Annotated in this window: 18 protein-coding genes; 6 read left to right on the top strand and 12 right to left on the bottom strand. The window is 59.9% G+C overall.

Features of this window, described 5'->3' with window-relative positions; all coding sequences use genetic code 11:
• Window positions 1-11: 11 nt before the first annotated feature.
• A complete protein-coding gene (locus tag BINDI_RS02685; protein ID WP_033489943.1) occupies window positions 12-590 on the bottom strand; it encodes a haloacid dehalogenase-like hydrolase in 579 nt (192 codons plus the stop codon).
• A gap of 340 nt (window positions 591-930) precedes the next feature.
• Here BINDI_RS02685 and BINDI_RS07125 point away from each other — a divergent pair, with 340 nt between their 5' ends.
• Complete coding sequence (locus tag BINDI_RS07125) at window positions 931-1,221, top strand: MarR family winged helix-turn-helix transcriptional regulator (RefSeq protein WP_052357149.1); 291 nt, start codon at window positions 931-933, stop codon at window positions 1,219-1,221.
• A complete protein-coding gene (locus BINDI_RS07490; RefSeq protein WP_158332587.1) occupies window positions 1,218-1,373 on the top strand; it encodes a hypothetical protein in 156 nt (51 codons plus the stop codon). Before BINDI_RS07125 ends, BINDI_RS07490 begins: the two co-directional genes overlap by 4 nt.
• A gap of 203 nt (window positions 1,374-1,576) precedes the next feature.
• Here the strand turns inward: BINDI_RS07490 and BINDI_RS02675 are convergent, their stop codons facing one another.
• Entirely contained in the window at window positions 1,577-2,968 is a 1,392-nt protein-coding gene (locus BINDI_RS02675) for a replication-associated recombination protein A (protein WP_033489941.1), read from the bottom strand.
• A 330-nt stretch (window positions 2,969-3,298) separates the two neighbouring features.
• Between BINDI_RS02675 and BINDI_RS02670 the strand changes: the two genes are divergently transcribed.
• On the top strand, window positions 3,299-4,807 hold the full coding sequence (locus BINDI_RS02670; protein ID WP_052108902.1) for an amino acid ABC transporter substrate-binding protein/permease: 1,509 nt from the start codon (window positions 3,299-3,301) through the stop codon (window positions 4,805-4,807).
• Between the two features lie 44 nt (window positions 4,808-4,851).
• Complete coding sequence (locus BINDI_RS02665) at window positions 4,852-5,646, top strand: amino acid ABC transporter ATP-binding protein (RefSeq protein WP_081830864.1); 795 nt, start codon at window positions 4,852-4,854, stop codon at window positions 5,644-5,646.
• A 215-nt stretch (window positions 5,647-5,861) separates the two neighbouring features.
• Here BINDI_RS02665 and BINDI_RS02660 read toward each other — a convergent pair whose 3' ends face one another.
• The 7 genes from BINDI_RS02660 to hisS all read right to left on the bottom strand — a co-directional run bounded on the left by BINDI_RS02660 (window position 5,862) and on the right by hisS (window position 15,676).
• Complete coding sequence (locus BINDI_RS02660) at window positions 5,862-8,399, bottom strand: DEAD/DEAH box helicase (RefSeq protein WP_052108691.1); 2,538 nt, start codon at window positions 8,397-8,399, stop codon at window positions 5,862-5,864.
• A gap of 203 nt (window positions 8,400-8,602) precedes the next feature.
• On the bottom strand, window positions 8,603-9,778 hold the full coding sequence (locus BINDI_RS02655; RefSeq protein WP_033489938.1) for an amino acid ABC transporter permease: 1,176 nt from the start codon (window positions 9,776-9,778) through the stop codon (window positions 8,603-8,605).
• A gap of 5 nt (window positions 9,779-9,783) precedes the next feature.
• Window positions 9,784-10,461 carry an amino acid ABC transporter permease gene (locus tag BINDI_RS02650; protein WP_033490820.1) on the bottom strand — a complete coding sequence of 226 codons (678 nt, stop codon included), beginning with the start codon at window positions 10,459-10,461 and terminating at the stop codon, window positions 9,784-9,786.
• A 2-nt stretch (window positions 10,462-10,463) separates the two neighbouring features.
• Complete coding sequence (locus BINDI_RS02645; RefSeq protein ID WP_437123904.1) at window positions 10,464-11,315, bottom strand: glutamate ABC transporter substrate-binding protein; 852 nt, start codon at window positions 11,313-11,315, stop codon at window positions 10,464-10,466.
• A 44-nt stretch (window positions 11,316-11,359) separates the two neighbouring features.
• Window positions 11,360-12,106, bottom strand: coding sequence for an amino acid ABC transporter ATP-binding protein (locus tag BINDI_RS02640; protein ID WP_033489936.1), 747 nt, complete (start codon window positions 12,104-12,106; stop codon window positions 11,360-11,362).
• A 340-nt stretch (window positions 12,107-12,446) separates the two neighbouring features.
• A complete protein-coding gene (gene aspS, locus BINDI_RS02635; protein WP_033489933.1) occupies window positions 12,447-14,252 on the bottom strand; it encodes an aspartate--tRNA ligase in 1,806 nt (601 codons plus the stop codon).
• Between the two features lie 38 nt (window positions 14,253-14,290).
• Window positions 14,291-15,676, bottom strand: coding sequence for a histidine--tRNA ligase (hisS, locus tag BINDI_RS02630; RefSeq protein WP_033489931.1), 1,386 nt, complete (start codon window positions 15,674-15,676; stop codon window positions 14,291-14,293).
• 123 nt (window positions 15,677-15,799) lie between these two features.
• Between hisS and BINDI_RS02625 the strand changes: the two genes are divergently transcribed.
• Window positions 15,800-17,335, top strand: a complete 1,536-nt coding sequence (locus BINDI_RS02625) for a DUF349 domain-containing protein (RefSeq protein WP_437123907.1) — start codon at window positions 15,800-15,802, stop codon at window positions 17,333-17,335.
• 86 nt (window positions 17,336-17,421) lie between these two features.
• Here the strand turns inward: BINDI_RS02625 and BINDI_RS02620 are convergent, their stop codons facing one another.
• From BINDI_RS02620 to BINDI_RS02610, 3 genes are all read right to left on the bottom strand, one after another.
• Entirely contained in the window at window positions 17,422-19,776 is a 2,355-nt protein-coding gene (locus tag BINDI_RS02620; protein WP_052108897.1) for a RelA/SpoT family protein, read from the bottom strand.
• Window positions 19,777-19,864: 88 nt separating this feature from the next.
• Window positions 19,865-20,353 (bottom strand): dUTP diphosphatase, encoded by a 489-nt coding sequence (gene dut / locus BINDI_RS02615; RefSeq protein ID WP_033489927.1) that lies wholly within the window; start codon window positions 20,351-20,353, stop codon window positions 19,865-19,867.
• Window positions 20,353-20,646, bottom strand: coding sequence for a DUF4193 domain-containing protein (locus tag BINDI_RS02610; RefSeq protein ID WP_033490817.1), 294 nt, complete (start codon window positions 20,644-20,646; stop codon window positions 20,353-20,355). Before BINDI_RS02610 ends, dut begins: the two co-directional genes overlap by 1 nt.
• Window positions 20,647-20,798: 152 nt before the next feature.
• On the opposite strand from BINDI_RS02610, the gene sepH reads away from it, so the two are divergent.
• Entirely contained in the window at window positions 20,799-22,073 is a 1,275-nt protein-coding gene (gene sepH, locus BINDI_RS07120; protein ID WP_052108689.1) for a septation protein SepH, read from the top strand.
• Window positions 22,074-22,076 lie beyond the last annotated feature (3 nt).

Below are 22,076 nucleotides of genomic sequence, written 5' to 3'. Positions count from 1 at the left end.
GTTCCGAAGGGTCACTTGATGCGGTGCACGCATCCCCTCTCAACCAGGTATGCCTTCCTGGCCAGCTGCACCATCGGGGCATCGAAGTCGCTGTCAGTGTAGAAGGAGTCAATCCGTGCATCGTCCCCGACCGCTTCCATGAAATGAACTGGTTTGCCCGGACCGAAGTTGAGATACCCGACCTCCAGGGTCTCCATATCGAGTGTCGAACCGATGCATCGGCCCACTCCCAGACGGCGGCACGCCTCTCCCGCCACCACATCGAAACTAGCCGTCAGGATGACATCATCCTGACGGGGTCGGTACCAATCCATGATTTTGCTCATGTTCCTGTCCCAGAATTCGCTGACCAATCGATCCATATCAAAATCGGGACGGGACGTGAGCTGCTGTAGATACCTGCCGCCTATGCGGCGCATGGCCCTGTCGAGCTCTTCCAGGGTTACCCTGCCGAGCCGGTACCTGATGGCGTAGTACAAGGCGGCAGGGGCGAACCTCACCATGCTGCCGTACCGGCGCAGGGTGAAGAAGTAGAAGTCGAGCAGGCTCTCACCGTCATAGATGGTGCCATCGAAATCCAGTACCCGCATACCAACCTTCCTGACCAGGGCTCAGAACGAAGTGAACCCTAGCGTGCAGTAATGACAGGAGCGAGGGTATCTTTCCCCTTGAACCCAGACCTGGCAATCCGCACGTCCACCGGTAATCGAGTCCTGACATCTCCGGTAGGGCTCGTCAGATTACTTGCCAATCACTTGATTATTGTCATCGAGACTCCACGGTATGTACTATTGTCGCTATTCTGTCGGTTTTGCCATGGAAAACAGGGGGGTTGGCCATGTCGGAACATCGGCAGTAGACGAAAGGCAGCATGATACCCATGAGGGGGGGGGGGCATGTTCGTATCGGTTAGGGAAAGGCAACTGAACCATGCTCAGGAAGAAGCAATACCACAACCTCAGTGGCTGCATTGCCGGCATTTACCGGCACTCAAGAAACAACATCAACAGGTACATCAAGAGCAACGGAATCAGGGGCACGCAAAACGACCTGATCATACACCTCTATGACCACCCGGGACTGAGTCAGCGGCAGATCGCCCGTGATCTCTGCGTCGACCCCAGCCTTCTGGCTCGTGACCTGAAGGCCTTGATTGAGCAGGGCCTGGTGAGCCGTGAACAGAACCCCTCCGACCGTAGGGTGAATATGTCATCACCTTGACCGGAAAAGGCTCCGATATCGCCCAGGACAGGATCAAGGCAATCAACGGTTGGTGGGCAGAGCTCTTCGATGAGAATCCTCAGATCGATCCCGAGGGCTTCTATAAGGAGTTGCGTTGCGTTTACAACCGACTCCTCACGGCCGATGCGTGAGGGCCACCGAACCACGGAAAAGGCTGTGCTCCTTCTTTGTGTCCGGGCACAGTCTTGCCCCTTATCTGCCGCAGAGGTCACCTGATACAAGGACTCTCACCCGGCATCGATGCCGTTCTCCCAGCCAGAGAAAGCAACCAGGAAGAACAGGTTGCCTAGGCAGCGATCACCCATCCTCGATTCGCAGGCAAATCCATCACGACTTATCTGTCACCGGACCCGCTCTGTGAGCCATCAGCCTGATCCAGTATCCTCCTGATGGCCTCCAGCCGAGGCCCAAGCTGGTGTTCATACCCGCGGTCCTTGGGCTGGTAATAACGACGACCTACCAGATCGTCCGGCATATACTGCTGTGGCGCCACGGCACCCGGAGCATCATGGGCGTACTGGTAACCCTCGTGGTTGCCCAACTGCTTCATCAGTTTGGTGGGTGCATTGCGCAAGTGCAGGGGAACCGGACCGGTCCTGCCGGCATCAACATCGGCAAGCGCATCGTTGATGGCCATATAGGTGGCGTTTGATTTCGGGGCCGTCGCGACCGCAACGACCGCCTCAGCCAAAATCAGCCGGGCCTCGGGCATCCCCACCATGGCTACGGCCTGGGCCGCCGCCACCGTTACCTGAAGCACCTCGGGAGAGGCCATACCGACCTCCTCGGCCGAGGCGATCATAATCCGCCGGGCAATGAAACGGGGATCCTCCCCCGCCCTCAGCATCCTGGCCAGATAGTGCAGGGAGGCATCCACATCAGACCCTCGCATGGACTTGATGAAGGCCGAAGCCACGTCGTAATGGTCATCACCCTTTTTGTCGTACCGGACCGTGGCCACATCCATCACCGAGGAGACCACGTCGGCGGTGATAATGGGGCGCCTCGCCCCCTTCGCCCTGGGGCCGTCCTGAGTCACAGCCCCGGCCGCCGCCTCCAGAATGGTCAGCGATCGACGGGCGTCTCCCCCGGCGAAGCGGACAATCTGATCCAGGGCCGCAGGATCCATGCGAACCTGGTTCTTGAGTCCTCGCTCATCCTTCAGGGCTCGCTCGATCAGGGTTTTGACATCCTCCACATCAAGGGCCTCCAACTTGACAACCACGGAACGTGACAGCAGGGGCGCAATGACGGAAAAACTGGGATTCTCTGTCGTGGCGGCAATCAGGGTCACATCCCGGTTCTCAACACTCGGCAGCAAGGCATCCTGCTGGGACTTGGAGAATCGATGGACCTCATCGATGAAGAGGACCGTCTCCTGGCCACTGGTGACGAGTCGCTCGTGGGCCCGGGCAATGACGTCACGAACCTCCCTGACTCCGGATGTGACAGCGGAGAGTTCTTCGAAATGCCTGCCGGACTGACCAGCCACGATGTATGCCAGGGTGGTCTTGCCGACCCCGGGAGGACCGAAGAGAATGATTGAGCTGGGTGCAGTCAGCTTATTGGCCGGATCAGCCCGGGCCAGACGTTCCAGAGGTGTGCCGGGGGCGATGACCTTGTCCTGGCCCAGCACCTGGTCAAGTCTGGTCGGACGCATCCGTACAGCCAGGGGCAGGGTGTGATCCTGCGGAGGATCTGCCGCCTGAAACAGATCATCAACCATGGTGCACCTCTCTCATACGCTTACCTGATTCGTTTGCTCTGATGCTACTTCCAGCATAGGTGGTACCTCAGGCAGGCAAGGCGCGCCTGAGACCGACCGCAGCGATGGCAAATCGTATCGCCATACGCGAATTAAACGGTTCGTAACCATCGACGAGTAGAGTATTGCTCTACTTCACAGGCGTGAACAGAACAGATATGCCTTGATGTAGCTCGTGCCAAGCCCGGACACCCCTACCGGGCGTACCATTCGGTACAGCACGTCTTGAAACGCACGTTTCATATCCATGCCCCCTGTGGGGCACAGTACAGTCAGGAAGGGATGCACGTGATGCCTCTGAGGAATAATCAAGGCAGGAGCCTGAACCTGCCCAGGTGGGTTGCGATCCTCCTGTCGCTGCTGTTGGGTGCCGCCACCCTGACAGGAACCCTGGTGACGACCGGGGAGACGGCAGAGGCGTCCACCGTCTCTCAGGCGGTCGAGGGGAAGACCTTCAGAATCGCCACGGACACCACGTTCGCCCCCTTCGAGTTCCGCGACACCACAGGCGAACTGGTCGGTATCGACATGGACCTGATCCGGCAGATTGCCGAACGGGAGGGGTTCAAGGTTGAAATCCAGTCCCTGGGCTTCAATGCCGCCCTCCAAGCCCTGACCTCCAAGCAGGCTGACGCCGTCATCGCCGGCATGACCATTACCGAGGAACGCAAGCAGGTCTATGATTTCACGGACCCCTACTTCGATTCTGGCGTACAGATGGCCATTGCCAAGAGCAACGACGAGATCAAGGGATACAAGGACCTCAAGGGCGCGGTTGTCGCTGTCAAGACCGGCAGCGAGGGCGAAGCCTTCGCCAAGCGTAATGCAGACAAGTACGGCTACTCGATCAAGGCAGTCGATCAGTCTTCCACCATGTACGAAATGGTCAAGTCGGGCAACGCCCAGGCCGTCGTGGATGATTACCCCGTCCTGGCCTATGGCATAACCCAGGGCAACGGGCTCAAGACCGTTACCGAAAAGGTACCGGGCGGTTCATACGGAGTGGCCGTCAACAAGGGTGAGAACCAGGACTTCGTGGCCGCCTTCAATGAGGGTCTGGCCAAGATGAAGACCGACGGCAGCTATGACAAGCTCCTCAAGCAGTACCTGGGTCAGAGCGGCTCCGGAAAGAAAGCCGCAGCACCTAAACTCAGCTTCTTCGGCCTGGTCCGCCAGTCCTTCCCCTCCCTGATGCTCGGCCTGAAAAACACCCTGCTGATTACGGCCATGGCCTTCGTCATCGCCCTCCTGATCGGCGTTGTTCTGGGCCTGTGGCGAATCAGCCCCAACAAGATCCTCTCCTGGATAGCACGGATCTATGTGGCGATTTTCCGGGGTACGCCCGTCCTGGTCTGGGCCTTCTTCTTCTACCTGGGTGTTCCCCAGCTGATTGGCCATAAAATCAGCATCTGGCTTGCCGGTGCCCTGACCCTTGCCCTGAATTCCGGTGCCTACCTGGTGGAAATCGTCCGAGGAGCCATCCAGTCGGTCGATACCGGACAAATGGAGGGGGCTCGGTCCCTGGGTCTCACCCGGCGCATGGCCCTTCGCAGGGTCATCCTTCCCCAGGCTGTTCGCATCGCCACCCCGTCCATCATCAACCAGCTGGTGATCATGCTGAAGGACTCCTCGCTCCTCCTGGCCATCGGGTTCGGCGAGCTGCTCTACCAGGCCCAGCAGATATACGCGGCCAACTTCCGCGTTACCGAGACCCTCTTCATGGTGGGCATCATCTACTTCGTGGCCATAACCCTGTTGACATGGCTGGCCAATATCCTTGATAGGAGGATGAACCGATGAATCAGGCACTGAACCAGGCCATTGGCGGGCTTGAGGATTCCGACATGGACACCAGCCGGCTGACCCGGCGAATCCGTCAGACCCAGCAGAGCGACAAGCAGGGAAATACCGGAGTAGCCGTCAGAATCAAGGACCTTCACAAGCGCTACGGGAATACCGAGGTGCTCAAGGGAATCGACATGGAGGTGAAGTCGGGCGAGGTCATTTCGATCATCGGCCCCTCCGGTGCCGGCAAGTCCACCCTTCTGAGGTGCGTCAACGCCCTGGAAATGCCCAGCTCCGGATCGGTCACCGTCTACGGCATGGATCTATCCGACCCCAAGACCAACATCGACAAGGTCCGCGAGCATGTGGGCATGGTCTTCCAACATTTCAACCTCTTCCCCAACATGAGCGTGGCGGAGAACATCATGCTGGCACCTCGCATGATTCACAAGACCCCCAAGGAGGACGCCTACCAGCAGGCGCTGGACCTCCTGGAGATTGTGGGACTCAAGGAGAAGGCCGATACGCGCCCCACCGACCTTTCGGGCGGGCAGCAGCAGCGCGTCGCCATCGCTCGTGCCCTGGCCATGAATCCTGCCGTCATGCTCTTCGATGAAGCCACATCAGCACTGGACCCTGAAATGGTGGGCGACGTGCTGGAAGTCATCAGATCCCTGGCCGAGGGCGGCATGACCATGCTCCTGGTCACCCATGAGATGGGATTCGCCAGGGAGGTCTCATCCCGGGTCATCTTCACTGACGCAGGAGTGATCGAGGAGGAGGGAACGCCCGAACAGATTTTCGGGAACCCCCAGAGCCCCAGGCTTCAGTCCTTCCTCTCCAAAGTGCTCTGATGACAAAACACCTCATTCACAGCCTCTGGCGTTCGTCCGAGAACCGTGCCAAGCCCTGACGAACACCAGACCGGACACATGGACAGGGAGGCCCCTGCTTCGGGTTGCAGAAACCGAAGCAGGGGCCTCCCTGGTTTTCCAGTAGGAGGGCCTGCACATGTGACGGCCCGAACACCGGTTCACTCCATGCAGGGATGCCACTTGAACCGTCCGGGTCAGAGGGCCATGAGTTCTTCGATGGGCCCGACCCTATAGCCGCCGAATACCACCTGACCGCTTTCCTGGGTGGCATCCAGGTCTACGATGCCGGCAATCCCCCAGTCGTGGTCTCCCTCCACGTCATCGAAGATCTGGCGGACCTTCCAGGTGTGATTCCTGGATTCCCCCTGCTCGTCAATGCTGAAGTAGTCGGTGGACCGGGCCTGGGCATCCGTCCGTATCTCATCATGGGCCTCATAGAGGTCATCCAGCTTGTCCTGCCAAGCCCGCAAGCCGTAACCCCAGTCGGAGTCCAACTCGGCCAGACGCTCGGGTCTGTCGTTGGCGACCAGTTCCACCCGCTGGAACATGGCGTTACGGACCAGAACCGTCAGCCCTCGCCGGTCCCCGACCACCTGGTCGTCCTGGCTGGGCGGGGCTGCGTCCAGACCGCTCCCCTGGTCAGAGTCCGTACGTCCTGCGGCCTCCCACTCATCGACCAGGCTGGAATCGACCGATCGGACAATCAGCCCAAGCCAGGAGACGATATCCTCCAGGCGCTCGTCCAAGTACTCTTCGGGAACCGTCCTGTCCAAGGCCCTGTAGGCATCAGAAAGGTAGCGCAGGAGGGTCCCCTCCGACCGGGATATGCCATAGCGAGATATGTACCCGTTGAAGTCCGAGGCCGTCTCAACCATGTCGCGCAGGACGGACTTGGGGTGAATCTCATAGTCGTTGGCCCAAGGCACGTCCCTGCGATAGCGGTCAAAGGCCTCTGCCAGCATATCCCCCATCGGCATGGGGTAGGTCACCTCCTGGAGCCGTTCCATCCGATCCTCATATTCAAGCCCCTCCTCTTTCATCTCCTGAATTGCCACATCCCTGGCCTGTCGCTGCTGGGCCTTGAGTATCTGCCTGGGATCCTCCAAGGTGGCCTCAACCATGGAAATGAGATCCATATCGTACGAGGGATCATCGGGATCCAGCAGTTCCAGGGCGGCCAGAAGAAATGGCGAAAGAGGCTGATCCAGAGCGAAGTCCTCAGGCAGATCGACGGTGGTGTAGTAGTCAAGGCCACCATCAGGGTTCCGCTCCGTTTCGATGACCTCCGTGTCGGTCAGGGTCTGGAATATCTCGTCGGCTCTCTCCTGGAGGTTCTCCTTCTGCTGGGGCGTTTGACGGGAGTCCTCGATGAGGTCTTCCACCCTGGCGCGGGCATCACCACCCTGAGCCACCTCGTTCAGGACCATGGCATGGGTGATTTTCAGGTGTGGTGTCAGGGTTTCGGGGCTGGCGTGGATCAGCTTGTCGAAGGTGCCCTCGCCCCAAGTGACGAAACCCTCCTGAGGCTTCTTCTTTTTGATTCGTTTCAGCTTCTTGGGATCATTGCCTGCCTTGGCCACAGCCTTGGCGTTTTCGATTTCGTACTCTGGCGCCTCGGCCACGACCAGGCCCTGGGTATCGAAGCCCATCCGACCCGCGCGCCCGGCTATCTGGTGGAATTCCCTGGCCCGGAGCCTGCGCATCCTGGCCCCGTCGAACTTCGTCAATCCTGTCAGCAGGACCGTATGGATAGGTACATTGATGCCGACTCCCAAGGTGTCCGTACCGCAGATGACGGGGAGCAATCCCTCCTGGGCCAGCTGCTCAACCAGTCGGCGGTAGCGGGGAAGCATGCCAGCATGGTGGATTCCCACGCCAGTGCGGAGAAGCCGCTGCAGTATCTTGCCGAAGGCCGTCGTGAACCGTGTTCCGGCCATGGCCTCCTTGACCCGATCACGCTGCCTTCGGTCCGACACCCCTGAACTGGACAGGGCCTGGGCGGTCTCCAAGGCAGCATCCTGGGAAAAGTGGACGATGTAGACCGGAGTGTCCTGATTCTCCAGCAAGGATTCGACCGTTGTCGGCAGGGGTGTATCAACGTATCTGTATGACAGCGGTACAGGTCGTGGGGCATCCGAAACGATGTCCACATCCGATCCTGTCTTCCGTTCCAGGTCATCGGCGATTTGGCTGACATCACCCAGGGTGGCTGACATAAGCAGGAACTGGGTGTCGGGGAGGGTCAGGAGCGGCACCTGCCACGCCCAACCCCTGTCGGGGTCACCATAGTAGTGGAATTCATCCATGGCCACACAGCCGATATCGGCATGACGCCCCTCGCGCAGGGCCTGGTTGGCAAGAATCTCCGCCGTGCAGCATATCACCGGCGCATCCGTATTGATATGGGTGTCACCGGTAATCATCCCCACCCGGTCACGACCCAGAACCTTGACCAGATCGAAGAACTTTTCAGAGACCAGAGCCTTGATGGGCGCCGTGTAGTATGACCGCCTCCCGGTGCAGAGGGCGATGTAGTGCATGGCGAGAGCCACCATCGATTTCCCTGAACCTGTCGGAGTGGCAAGAATGACATGATTCCCAGACACCAAAGAGAGGACGGCCTCCTCCTGATGGGGCCAGGGGGTGATGCCTCGGGATTCGACCCATTGGAAGAAGCGCTCATAGATGTCATCATCCGTCAGATTGCGCGGCTCTCCCCACTCCGGCACCATGTCGCCGAGGAGAAGAGGGTCCCCGGTTTGCTCCTTGGACGAGGTCTCCCCCGGTGTGGATGAGGTGGGTTGCACATGTTCTGACAAAGACATGACTCCCAGTCTATCCATCGGCAATCACATAGGGTGCCGGACTCATGGAAAAGCCCCCGCCTGCCAACATCGATCAGGCAGGGGCGGAGGCTCACTGACAGGAATCAGGTTCAGGATTTCCTGCTGGACGAATCGGAGGCGCCATTGGAACCGCGCCCCTTCTTCTTCCCCTTGTTCCTCTTGTCCTTATACGGGATAGGTGGCTTGAGGAAATCGGATATCTCCATGCTCCTGGGCTCGACCAGGGTATCCGGCTGGGTACGGTCGTATCCCTGGATGTACCGGGTCTTCTTCCAGTGCTTGATGGAGGCGTTGGACCCCCGATGATGCTCATGGTACTGCCTGGGAGCGCCACCGTACTTGTCCTCGTCGACCTCCTTGGCCACGGCGATCTGGTTCACATTCGAGGGATCCATGATGGCCAGGGGCGCCACCGGCTCCACAAAATCAGATGGGGCCGCCGTCCGTTCCTGCATCTTCCTGGGCAGCCAGCGCGCGAAATGCGAGAGGAGGAAGCAGACGAAGAAGTAGACCACGGCCGCAACCACCAGGGTCTGGAGAATGTTGAAGTACATGGACCCCAACCGCCGAGACTCCTGGAGCAGATCCGTATACATGATGATTGAACCGAGGGCCGTATCCTTAAGAACCACGACCAGCTGGGTCACGGCCGCAGGGAGCATGGCGTAGACCGACTGGGGCACCTCTATCTGCATCAGGGACTGGGTCCTGGTCAGACCGAGGGCCAGGGAGGCTTCACGCTGTCCGTTGGGCAGGTTGCCCACCCCGGAACGTATCAACTCGGCCACAACAGAACCGTTGTAGAGGATCAATCCCAGAACAACGGCCCAGTAGGAGGCTTCGCCGATGCCGGAGAAGGCGAACCACCGCCAGAAGAAAATCATCAGCATCAGAACGGGGACGGCCCTGCAGAACTCGACGATGAAACCGGAAACCGTTCGAACGATGACGCTGGGAAGGAGGCGTCCTATGCCGAAGATGAAACCGAAGAGGACTGAGCCTATCACTGCCAGGACCGCGGCCTTGAGTGTCAGCCATAGGCCCGGCAGGTAGAAGTCCGTCCAGGCCTCATAATCAAGTGCCGGCTTCCATAGATCCCAACTGAGCTGGTTCTCCCCGCCCGGGGGATTGTGCAGACGCATCAGAATCAGGACAATGATCAGCGCGAAAACCAACGCCGCGACGAAATTGGCGATACGAATGACGCGACGCCCCTTGGGACCGGGCTGGTCAAAGAGGAGTGAACTCTCGTTTGTCTGTGCCATCCCGTTCACCTCCTCACGGCTAGCTTGTTGGACAGGAAGGTGGTCAGGGCCCCGATGGGCAGAATCAGAACAACGTATCCCATGGCGAATATCAGGAAGATCGCCACGATGGAATTGGCATGGTACTCAATCATCTCGCTCATCAGGGAGGAGCTCTCCGAAGCCACCGACGCGGCTGCAGCCACCGTGGAGTTCTTCAGGAGGGCGATGAAGGTGTTCCCCAGAGGCGCAACCGATCCTCGGAAGGCCTGGGGCAGGATGATCTCAGAGGCCGACTGCACGAAGCTCAGACCAAGGGCTCTGGCTGCTTCCGCCTGACCCAGGGGAACCGTGTTGATGCCGGACCGCAGGGACTCGCAGACGAAGGCTGCTGTGTAGAAGGACAGTCCGACCACGGCCAGCCAGAAGAAGTTCACGGAAAAGACGTCCGAGAAACTCAACTTGAGCTGGGCAAAGGCACCCAGGACCATGAAGACCATGATGATGGTCAGGGGCATGTTCTGGAAGAACTCCACATAGGCCTTGCTGAAGATCCTCATTGAGGAGATCGGCGAGATGCGCATGACCACCAGGAGCACACCCAGAATGAGCGAGAAGAGGGCAGCCCAAAGCGTCAACTGGATATTGACCCAGAAGGCGCCCGGTATGTTGTACTCGGAGAATAGCTGAAGCACGGAACCCATGATCACTCCCCTTCCTGAGGCTTGGGCGGATTGAACTGGGGATTGGGCTTGTAACGGGTGCCCCTGGTGTTGTTGTCGAGGGCGCGCTGCCAGGAGCCGTTGGCCTCCATATCCACCAGAGCGGCGTTGATCTTCTTTGCCAGTTCCTTGTCGCCTTTCTTGATGCCCACCCCGTAACGCTCCTCGGTGAAGGGCTTGCCGACCAGTCTGAGCCGCCCGCGGGAGGCTGAGGCCAGGCCCGCCAGGATGATATCGTCCGTGGTAACGGCATCGACAATCCCCGAAAACAGCGCGGTGGCGCACTCGGCGTATCCGGGCTGCTCCATGAGCTGGACCTCGCTGGCGAACTTCTGCTTGACGGTGACGGCCGACGTAGAGCCGGTCACCGAGCAGAGGCGCTTGCCGTTCAGGTCCTCCGGCCCGTTGATCTGGTGGTCATCCGTCCTGACCATGAGGTCCTGCCCGGCCACAATGTACGGCCCGGCAAAACTGACCGCCTTCTTTCGTTCATCGGTGATGGAGTATGTGGCCAGAATCATGTCCACGTCACCGTTCTGAAGCATGGCCTCACGTTGCTTGGAAGGGGCCTCCTTCCAGACGATGTCGTCTTCCGAATACCCCAGCTTGTTGGCTATGTATGTCGCCACATCAACGTCGAAACCCACGTAGGTTCCGGACTTCTTGAATCCCATTCCAGGCTGGTCGAATTTGATTCCGATGCGAATCTTGCCGGCCCCCTTGTCCGACCCGCAGGCCGCCAGGGAGAAGAGACAAGCCATGGCGCACAGGGCCGCTGTCAGGTTGCGTAAGAACCGCCTGGCATGGACCACCATCCCTTGCATGTTGTCTTTCATTCCATGTTCTTTCTATGACTGTTCAAGTCTTGCCTTCACTCGACTCAGTGGGTGAGTATCTTGGAGAGGAAGTCCTGGGCGCGCTTGGTCTTGGGGTGGTCGAAGAAGCCATCGGGGGTGTCCTCTTCGAGGATGCGACCATCGGCCATGAAGACGATTCGATTGGCTGCCCTGCGGGCGAATCCCATTTCGTGGGTGACGCAGATCATGGTCATCCCCTCCTGGGCCAGCTGGGTCATAACATCAAGCACCTCGTTCACCATTTCAGGATCAAGGGCCGAGGTGGGCTCATCAAAGAGCATGATCTTGGGCTTCATGGCCAGGGCACGCGCAATGGCCACCCGCTGTTGCTGACCGCCGGACAGCTGGGAGGGCATCTTGGATGCCTGGGATTCCACTCCGACCCTGGCCAGGAGATCCATAGCCAGGTCCTCGGCGTCCTTCCTCTCCATATGGCGCACCTTGATCGGCGCCAGGGTCATGTTCTCCAGGATGGTCTTGTTGGCGAACAGGTTGAAGGACTGGAAGACCATACCCACCTCGGCCCTCAGATTGGCCAGGTCCCTACCTTCCTGCGGCAGGGGTTCGCCGTCTATCCTGATGACACCGGAATCGATGGACTCCAGCCTGTTGATGGTCCGGCACATGGTCGACTTGCCGGAACCGGACGGACCGACCACCACCAGGACCTCCCCGGTGTTGACCTTCAGGTTGATGTCCTTGAGGACATGCAGGGACCCGAAGTGCTTTTCAACGTGGGACAGTTCCACCAAAGGCTTGGTGGCTGTCATGGCTGCTGAGACGCCATTACCGGCATGGCTTTCCGCGGTAGGCGCTGTTCTTGTCTCGGTTTCACTCATAAACGGCAGTGTAGTCAAGGTTTGTTAGGAGGCAAGAAACGAGGTCGGTTCCAGATAGGCGTTGATGGTGCCGAATCGGATAATCCTTGGAAAACCGCTGAATAGCAAAAAGGGAAACGGGAAAACCAGTCTCGCATATTGAGCAGGACCGTGTATTTCAGGAGGTGATGCGAATGAAACATGGGAATCAGCGGGAAGGATAACCCAGCACCCTGAAAAGCAATGGGGAGGGGCCGAAACAGATGGCCCCTCCCCTGCACGAAATCGACCGTCAGTCGGTCTCGTCCTCTGCATCAGGGTCGTAATCGACGCCGGTCTCGGCACGCTGGTCATCGGAGATGGGAGCCGGGGCACCGGTCATCGGATCCTGTCCGCCACCGGACTTGGGGAATGCGATGACATCGCGGATTGAATCGGCCCCGGACAGAATCTGCGCAGCCCGATCCCACCCGAAGGCGATGCCCGCGTGGGGCGGTGCACCATACTTGAAGGCCTCAAGCAGGAATCCGAACTTCTCCTGGGCCTCTTCCTTGTCGATGCCCAGCACGTTCAGGACCCTGTCCTGGATGTCATCACGGTGGATACGGACGGAACCGCCGCCTATCTCCTCGCCGTTGCAGACGATGTCGTAGGAATCACTCATGGCATGCTCGGGATCCTGGTCGAACCCGTCAATCCAGTCTGCCGAAGGCATGGTGAAGGGATGGTGCATGGAGGTCCACTTGGAGTGCCCCACTGCCACATCGTCGTCCTCCGGGTCATCCGTTGGCTTGAAGAGCGGGAAGTCGACAACCCAGGCAAGGGCGAACTCATCAGGCTTCAACAGCCCCTGACGACGGGCTATCTCGACCCTGGCGGCACCCAGGAGGGTCTGGGACACCTCACGCTGACCGGCGGCAAAGAAGACGGCATCCCCATTCTCGGCATGGACGGCCTCCTTGAGCCCTTCACGCTCCTGGTCCGACAGGTTCTTGGCCACAGGCCCCTTGAGAACACCGTCTTCGGAGAACTGGACGTATGCCAGGCCCTTGGCCCCACGCTGTCGGGCCCACTCCTGCCATGCGTCGAATTGACGGCGGGGCAGGTCGGCGGCGCCCTTGTAGACCACGGCACCAACGTAAGGGGCCTGGAACACCCGGAAGGGGGTGTCCTTGAAGTAATCGGTCAACTCGACAATCTGGTTGCCAAAACGCAGGTCAGGCTTGTCGGAGCCATACTTATCCATGGCATCATGCCAGGAGATGCGCTGGATGGGGAGCTTGACCTCAAAGCCTGCTGCCTTCCAGACGGACGCGATGACCTGCTCGGCCATGGCCATGACATCCTCTTGCGAGGCGAAGCTCATCTCGATATCAAGCTGGGTGAACTCAGGCTGGCGATCGGCTCGGAAGTCCTCGTCACGGTAGCAACGGGCTATCTGGTAGTACCGCTCGAACCCGCCGACCATCAGCAACTGCTTCAGGAGCTGGGGGGACTGCGGCAGGGCATACCAGGAACCGGGAGACAGGCGGGCCGGCACCAGGAAGTCACGGGCACCCTCAGGAGTGGACTTGATCAGGGTGGGTGTCTCGATTTCGCAGAAGTCCATATCATCCAAGGCGGCACGGGCGGCCTTGTTCATCTTGGCCCTGAGTCGAATCGCCTGCTGCATGGAGGGCCTGCGCAGGTCCAGATAGCGGTACCTGAGGCGGACATCCTCACCGGGAAGCTTGTTCTCGGACTCGTTCTCCAGGGCCGTGGAGACCTGGAAGGGCAGGGCATCGGACTTGGAAAGCACCGTGATGGCATCGGCCACGATCTCGACATGACCGGTGGTGAGATGGTCGTTGTCGTTGCCCTCGGGCCTGGCCCGCACCATTCCCCTGACCTGGACGACGAACTCGCTCCGAAGGGGACGGGCGACCTCTTCGTCGTAGATGACGACCTGGACCAGACCTGAGCGGTCCCTCAGATCGATGAAGGCCACACCGCCATGATCTCGACGACGATCCACCCAACCGGCGACCGTAACCTCTTCTCCGATCCTGGCCTCGGTGACCTCCGTGGCGTAGCTGGTTCTGTAAGCCGAACGGCCCATGCTTCCTCGTTCCTCCATTGTGCTCGCCTGTCCCTGTGTCAGGCCTTGAATTCCACTGTCTGCCGGGCATATACGCTATCCGGCGTCCAAGACAGCAAATCAGCAGGTTCCTGATCTCCTGTGATGATGTTCTTGACCTGGTCGCCCTCTTCCCCGTCTTCCTGGGCCGGGAACCAGACATAGGGGATACCCAGATGGTCGGCGTACCGGATCTGCTTGCCTATCTTGGCGGCTGTCGGTGCCACATCCGCCGCTATTCCCCTGGCCCGGAGGTCCTGGGCGATGTGGTTGCTGGCGGGGCGGTCATCCTCGTTCCAGACGGCCACCATGACCGATGCCGGGGAGACGCGCGAGGCCTGGGCCCCATGGGCCAGCAGGTACGACAGGAGTCGGGAGAGCCCGATGGACAGGCCCACACCCGGATAGGTCTTCTTGCCCTGGGAGGCAAGGTTGTCGTAGCGACCGCCGGAGCAAACGGAACCAAGGGACTCGGCCCCCTCAAGGAAGGTCTCATATACGGACCCGGTGTAGTAGTCCAGGCCGCGGGCGATCTTCAGATCCGCGATGACCGCGCCGGGTCTGATCCTATCGGCCTCGTCAATGATCATGGCCAGGGTTCCCAGTCCCTCCATGGCCAACGCATAGGAGTCCGATCCCTTATCGATGCCTACCCTGTCGGCCAGGTCCTCGAACCGCTCGCGCAGCTGGTCGCCGTTCCGGGCGGTCAACTCGGCCAGATCCAGGCAGGCGCGGGCCTGTTCCCGGTCGGCACCGCACTCGGATACCAGGAGGTCGGCAACCTCGTCCGCCCCGACCTTGTCCAGCTTGTCGATCTCGCGAAGCACACCCTCGATGTCGGTCAGCCCAATGCCCCGATAGAACCCTTCGGACAGCTTACGGTTGTTGGCATGGACCGTGGGTTTGGGCAGGCCGAACGCGCGAAGCTCCTCCAAGGCGCTGAGCATGACAAGCGGCACCTCTACCTCGTAGTGGTCGGGAAGATCACCATTGCCCACCACATCCACATCCGCCTGGACAAACTCGCGGAACCGGCCTTCCTGGGGCCTCTCCCCCCTCCAGACCTTCTGAATCTGCCAACGCTTGAAGGGGAAGACCAGCTGCCCGCTGTTCTCGACCACGTACCGACTCAGGGGCACGGTCAGATCAAAATGGAGTCCGAGGCGGTTCTCGACCGGCACGTCCTTTTCCTGGCCCAGATCCTGAAGCCTGGAAAGGAGATAGATCTCCTTGCTGGTCTCACCCTTTTTGAGCAGACTGGCGCCCTGCTCCACGGCCCTGGTCTCTATGCCTATATACCCGTTGAGCTCAAAAACCCTGCGGAGAGTATCGATGACCCGCTGCTCAACCACCCGCTGGGAGGGCAGCCATTCCGGAAATCCTGATAATGATGCGCCTTTTGCCATAAGAACCTATAATAGAAGAAATCAAGGAAAACGCACCGTCGTATTCTGCGATCTCTCCAACACACAAGCTTAAAGGAGCTGGCCATGGCCGATGAGACTGCCACCACACCCGAGAACACCCAGATGCCCGAGGGGGAGCAGCGCACAGACAATGCGGTGGGCGGCAACGCAACCGCCGTCACCCCCCAGGTCGGCACCGAGCCCACTGCCACAGCCGAAGCTCCGACACCCTCCGAGCCTGAGGTAACACCCGAAGCACCGGCAGCACCGGTTTCCCCTGTTGCGGAAGCCGCACCCGCCTCCGCCGGAAAGCCCGTACCCGCTCCGGGCAAACCCGAAGGTCCTGCCCCCACACCGGCTGCTTTTGCGAAGAAGACCCCGCAGGTGGCCCCCGCTCCCGGCACACCCACATACTCCGATAAGGACATCAAAGAGGCCGAGAGTTTCGGCCGGGTGGACGACGAAGGCAATGTGTTCGTCAAAGAGGGTGAAACAGAACGCCAGGTAGGCCAGTTCCCGAACGCCACCAAGGATGAGGCGCTGAACCTCTATGCTCGCCGCTTCCTGGACATCAGGGAGAAGCTTGACCTCTTCGCAGCCCGGCTCAAGACCACCAAGATCAAGCCTCACGAGATTGACGAGTCGGTCAAGAGCCTGGGTGAGGAAATCAAGGAGCCTGAGGTCGTCGGCGACATCGCCTCCCTCCGGTCCCGTCTTGACGACCTGACCAAGCAGGGCCAGGCGAAGAAGGAGGAACTGGCCGAGGCCCGAAAGGCCGCCATGGCCAAGGCCATCGAAGAGCGCACAGTCATCGTTCAGAAGGCCGAGGAACTGGCCAATTCCCTGGATGAATCGACCAACTGGCGTTCCACGGCCGACAAGTTCCGCTCCCTCTTCGAGCAGTGGCAAAACCACCAGCGCACCGCCATCCGCATCGATAAGGCCGAAGCGGATGTCCTCTGGAAGCGTTTCTCCTCAGCCCGGACCACATTCAATCAGGCACGCCGTAAGTGGGCCCAGCAGCGTGATGCCCAGCGTTCCGACGCCAAGCGCATCAAGGAAGAGATCATCGCCCAGGCCGATAAGATCAAGGATTCGACCGATTGGGGCGCCACCTCCCATGAGTTCAATGAGCTCATGGACCGATGGAAGCAGGCTGGGCGTGCAGGCCGTCAGGATGACGACCAGCTCTGGGCTCGCTTCCGACAGGCCGCCGACGTCTTCTTCAACGCCAGGCAGGCCGACCGCGACAAGACCTCCGTCGACGAAAAGGACAACCTGGCCAAAAAGGAAGCCCTTCTGACCAAGGCGGAGGCCCTGCTGCCCGTCAAGGATGTCAAGGCCGCCAAGCAGGCCCGCCAGGCCCTGGCCTCCATCCAGGAGGAATGGGACCAGATCGGATATGTCCCCCGCGATGACGTCCGACGCATCGAGGGCCGGATGGATGCGGTGGACAGGGAGATCAAGTCCGTGGAAGATGCCGCTTGGAACCAGTCCGACCCCGAAACCGATGCACGCGTATCCAGTTTCGAGGGGCAGCTCAGGGCCCAGCTGGAAGAGCTCAACCAGCAGATCGCCGCCGAGACCGACCCGGATAAGAAGCGTCAATTGGAGACCGAGAAGGCCACCAAGGAACAGTGGCTGAGCGCAGTCAAGTAATCGGCTCTCCTCGCCCGTGATTCAGGGCAAACCTAGAAGGGGGTCCGCACCGGTAAGGTGCGGACCCCCTTCACTTATGTCCTGTTCTAAAAACTGCGCATATGCGGGGTACCCGAATCCTTGGCGCCCGTCAGACGGTATGCGTCAAAGACCCCGTCAATCCTGCGGACGGCTGCCAGGAGGGTATTGAGATGCTGCGGGTCGCCCATCTCGAATACAAACTGACTGATGGCCACCCGGTCGCGACCGGTTGACTGGCTGCCGGACAGGATGTTGACGCCATGGTCCGAGAGGACCTGTGTGATGTCTGAGAGCAGATGCGGCCGATCAAGGGCCTCGACCTGAATCTGGACCATGAAGGTTCCCTGTTTGCTGGTCCAGGCCACCTCGATGATACGTTCGGGTTGCTTGCTCTTCAGGTCCAGAAGATTCTGACAGTCGGCCCGGTGAACAGAAACGCCCTGGTTCTTGGTGATGAATCCGACAATCCTGTCCCCCGGTACCGGGGTGCAGCAACGGGCCAGCTTCACCCAGACATCGTCTACGCCCTTGACGGAAATGCCTTGGGAGGACTCCGTGTGAGTGGTCTTGGTCACCTGGCCCAGGGGGATGGCCTCCTGCTCCACCTCCTCTTCCAGGTTGGACCTGCCGGCATCCTGGACCAGTCGCGAAATGACGTTTTGCGTGGATATCTGCCCGTCACCGATGGCGGCATAGACGGCTTCCTCGTTCGGGAAGTTCAGCTCGTCTGCCGCCCCGACCATGGCCTCCGGAGTCAGGAGGGTGTTGACAGGCAGATTGCGCTTGCGCATGGCCCTGATCAGGTCGTCCTTGCCCTCTTCAATGGTCTCGGATCGACGTTCCTTGCTGAACCACTGACGAATCTTGCTGCGTGCCCTGGGACTCTTGGCGAAACTGAGCCAATCCCTGGATGGCCCGTTGGTATCGGACTTGCTGGTCAGAATCTCGACCGTGTCGCCGTTCTGGAGCTTGGTGTCGAGAGGTACCAGGCGCCCGTTGACCCTGGCCCCCATGGTCCGGTGCCCGACCTCGGTATGGACCGAATAGGCGAAGTCGACAGGGGTCGAATCCGCAGGCAGGGAGATTATCTTCCCCTTGGGGGTGAAGACGTATACCTCCGAAGATCCCAGATCGTCCTTGAGTGATCCCAGGAACTCATCCGAATCGGGAGTCTCGCTGGTCCAGTCCGCCAGTTGCTGAATCCACTTGAGGTTGTCCTCCTGTGACAGCTCACTGACTTCTTCCTTTTCGCGCTTGACATCCGACTGGTCGGGTTGGGAGAGTTGCCTGCCGGCTGTCCCGTTCGCCTTGTACTTCCAGTGGGCGGCGATGCCGAACTCGGCCCTGCGATGCATCTCCCAGGTCCGTATCTGGATCTCGACCGGCTTGCCCCCGGGGCCAACCACCGTGGTGTGGAGGGACTGGTACATGTTGGTCTTGGGCATGGCTATGTAGTCCTTGAACCGGCCAGGAACCGGCGACCAACGGGCATGGACCGCGCCCAGTGCCGCATAGCAGTCTCGGATGGAATCGACGATGATCCTGACACCGACCAGGTCATAGATGTTCGCGAAGTCATGCCCCCGCACAATCATCTTCTGGTAGATGCTGAAGTAATCCTTGGGGCGGCCGGTCACCTGTGCTTCGATGCCCTGGGAGTCCAGATCCTCATGGATTTCGTCCAGTATCTGCCGCAGATAGACCTCACGCTGCCCCGCCCGCCTGGAAACGAGGACCACGATTTCGTCGTAGATCTTCGGGTAGAGGGTCTTGAAGCTGAGCTCCTCCAACTCGGTCTTGATGGCGTTCATACCCAGCCGATTTGCCAGAGGGGCGTAAACATCCAGGGTCTCACGGGCCTTACGCTGGGCCGATGAGGGTTTCACGTACCGCCAGGTACGGGCGTTGTGGACCCTGTCGGCCAGCTTGACCACCAGGACCCGAACATCCCGACTCATGGCCACGATCATCTTGCGGATGGTCTCGGCCTGGGCCGAATCACCGTAGTCCATCTTCGATATCTTGGTGACCCCATCGACCAGACCGGCCACCGTATCACCGAACTCCTCCCTACACTCGTCAAGGGTGTAGTCGGTGTCTTCGACCGTGTCGTGCAGGAGACCCGCCGATACCACGGTCGGCCCCATGCCCAGGTCGGCCAGGATCTGTGCCACGGCAAGGGGGTGGATGATGTATGGCTCCCCCGATTTGCGCCTCTGGTCGGCATGTTGCCTGACCGCACGGTCATAGGCCTTCTGGAGCATGGAGAGGTCTTCGTCGGGATGGTGGGCCCGGCATATCCATCTGATGGGGGCCAGCGGATTGAGAGGATTGTCGCTCACCTCGCACCCCAAGGCGCGGGAAGACAGCTCAGACGGCCCCTTGCCGCTCACGTCATTGCCGCAGACGCTGCCTTCCATAGCGACCATCAAACCTCCAATGTCCGATAATGCACCAATCCTACACGCTTCAGGCGTGCCGGCCCCAACCGTGTCTACAGTCCCCGGGTCAGACTCCTGTGGAGCCGAATCCCTGCGTGGAGCGGACCGAACCCGGCAGACGAGTCGCCGGCACGAACCGGGCCTGCACATAGCGCTGGATGACCAGCTGGGCAATCCTGTCACCCGGTTGGAAGCGGACCGTATGCTCGGGGTCCAGGTTGATCAGCGGAACCTTGATTTCACCACGGTATCCGGCATCGATGGTCCCCGGTGCGTTGAGAACGGTGACACCCTGCTTGACGGCAAGGCCCGAACGCGGATGGACCAGGCCGACGTATCCGGCCGGGAGGGCCAGGGATATGCCGGTCGGCACCAGAGCGCGACTGAATGGTGCCAGCTCCACAGCCTCGCGGGTTCGCAAATCGGCCCCGGCATCACCCTCCAAGGCGTAGACCAGGGGGACGGACTCCTCCGTCCCCTCACCGTCAGGACCACCTACAGTCTTGATGAGGACCTCAATGGTTTCAGGTTCGTTGTACGCCTCATCCCAGGCCATCAGGCGGCGCACTCCTTGCAGACAGGCTGCCCGTCAGGAGTGGTGTAGGCCAACTGGCTACGGTGCTTGACCAGGAAGCAGCTCGAGCAGATGAACTCATCACCCTGCATGGGAATGACCGTAACCGATGAATCCTCGTTGCTCAGGTCCGCTCCAGGAAGTTCGTAGTCCTCAGCAATGGCGTTCTCGTCATCATCCAGGTCCGCCCCGGCGTCCTGGCTGGTCTTGCCGAGTTCCTGCAGGGATTCCTCATCTTCGTCCTTGTCACGGGGGGAATCGTAATCCTGTGCCATCATTACCCTTTCATTATTCATCCGGCCCTGTTCACCGATGAAGCGTATACGACATGTACTGCGCATAGGATACACGATTTCAAAAGCACGTAAAATACAAGCCATAGGGCACAATGGAATAAACCATGACAATCGAAGAGATAGGGGCATGAATGTCTGAGAATGGGATCAGGATGGCCCGCTTTGACCACGTAAGTGAGAAGGGCGAGCTGGTCTTTGTCTGCGACCATCGGCACTTTGCCGTGCCGGTCGATGATGCGCTTGATCATGCCATTCTCGAGGCCAAGCAGGTCAAGGAAGAGGAGGAAGGCGCACCCCGTCCTCAGGCATCCACGCCCCTGCCGGTCTCCTCTATTCAGGCCGCGGTCAGGGCCGGTGCCCGCCCCGCGAACGTGGCCCAGCAATTCGCTGTGAACGAAGCCATCGTTCGGCGTTTCGCGGCCCCTGTCGAAACAGAGAAGAAATACGCCATAGAACAGTTCCTGACCATGCAGGCCCCCAAGGGTTCCGCCGGACACACCAATCAGGACCTGATCGCCAAGGTGCTCAGGCAGGCAGACGCAAGCATGAAGGACCTGACCTGGGAGGCCACACGCCGGGGGTACGAACCCTGGATGATAAGCGGGGTCATCCAGCTCGACAAGCTGATCATCAACGCCCAGTGGTCCTGGAACATGCGCGACAACACGGTCACCTGCCTCAACGATGCCGCACGGACCCTGCTTGACCAGTCCAGCCTTACCGACCTCCTCGGCAACATGTCCTCACCGACGCAAACACAGCAGGCAGACCCCGAACAGGTTCCGGAGACCGAGCCGATTCAGCCTCAGCCTGAGATGACGGGGCCTCTGCAGGATTCCTTCGGGACGGAACAAGCCCTCCCAATTCAAAACACCGCTCCGATCGAGAACCCGATTCCGGTCGATAACCCCGTTACCAGCACTCCAATGACTGCCGCTGAAGCGATCGACAATGGGCCTCTGCCGACCGAGACGCACGAAAGTAAGTCCGGGGCCGGCAACGATGACCGGCACTCCGCCCTCACCGCCTGGCTTTACGGGAAACCCTCCAAGGAGAAGGCCAAACCACGAGAGACCCCACGGCTTGAGAACACCCCCCAGGGGCTGGACGACGAAACCAAACACTCGTTAGGCCAACCCGCAGCGTCCGTCCCTCTCCAGGAGCCGATGGATGATGATGCGGCCACAAGGATTATGCCGACCCAGGAACCAGTCGCACCTCAATTCGCCGAAGCCGACACACCACAGCAGACGGAAGAGACCCAGGTCCTTCCCCGGCAAAACCAGATGCACCAGGTATCCAGGGAGCCGGAAGCACAGCCGAGCCAGCAGGCAAGGGTGAGTCAGCGCAAGCACTCGGGACGTTCGGCCGTACCCAGCTGGGATGAGATTCTCTTCGGCGACTGATTC

It is taken from the genome of Bifidobacterium [indicum] DSM 20214 = LMG 11587 (assembly GCF_000706765.1).
GTDB classification, from domain to species: domain Bacteria; phylum Actinomycetota; class Actinomycetes; order Actinomycetales; family Bifidobacteriaceae; genus Bombiscardovia; species Bombiscardovia coryneformis.
Note: the sequence above shows the minus strand (reverse complement) of the source record. Positions and strands in the feature narration are given on the sequence as shown.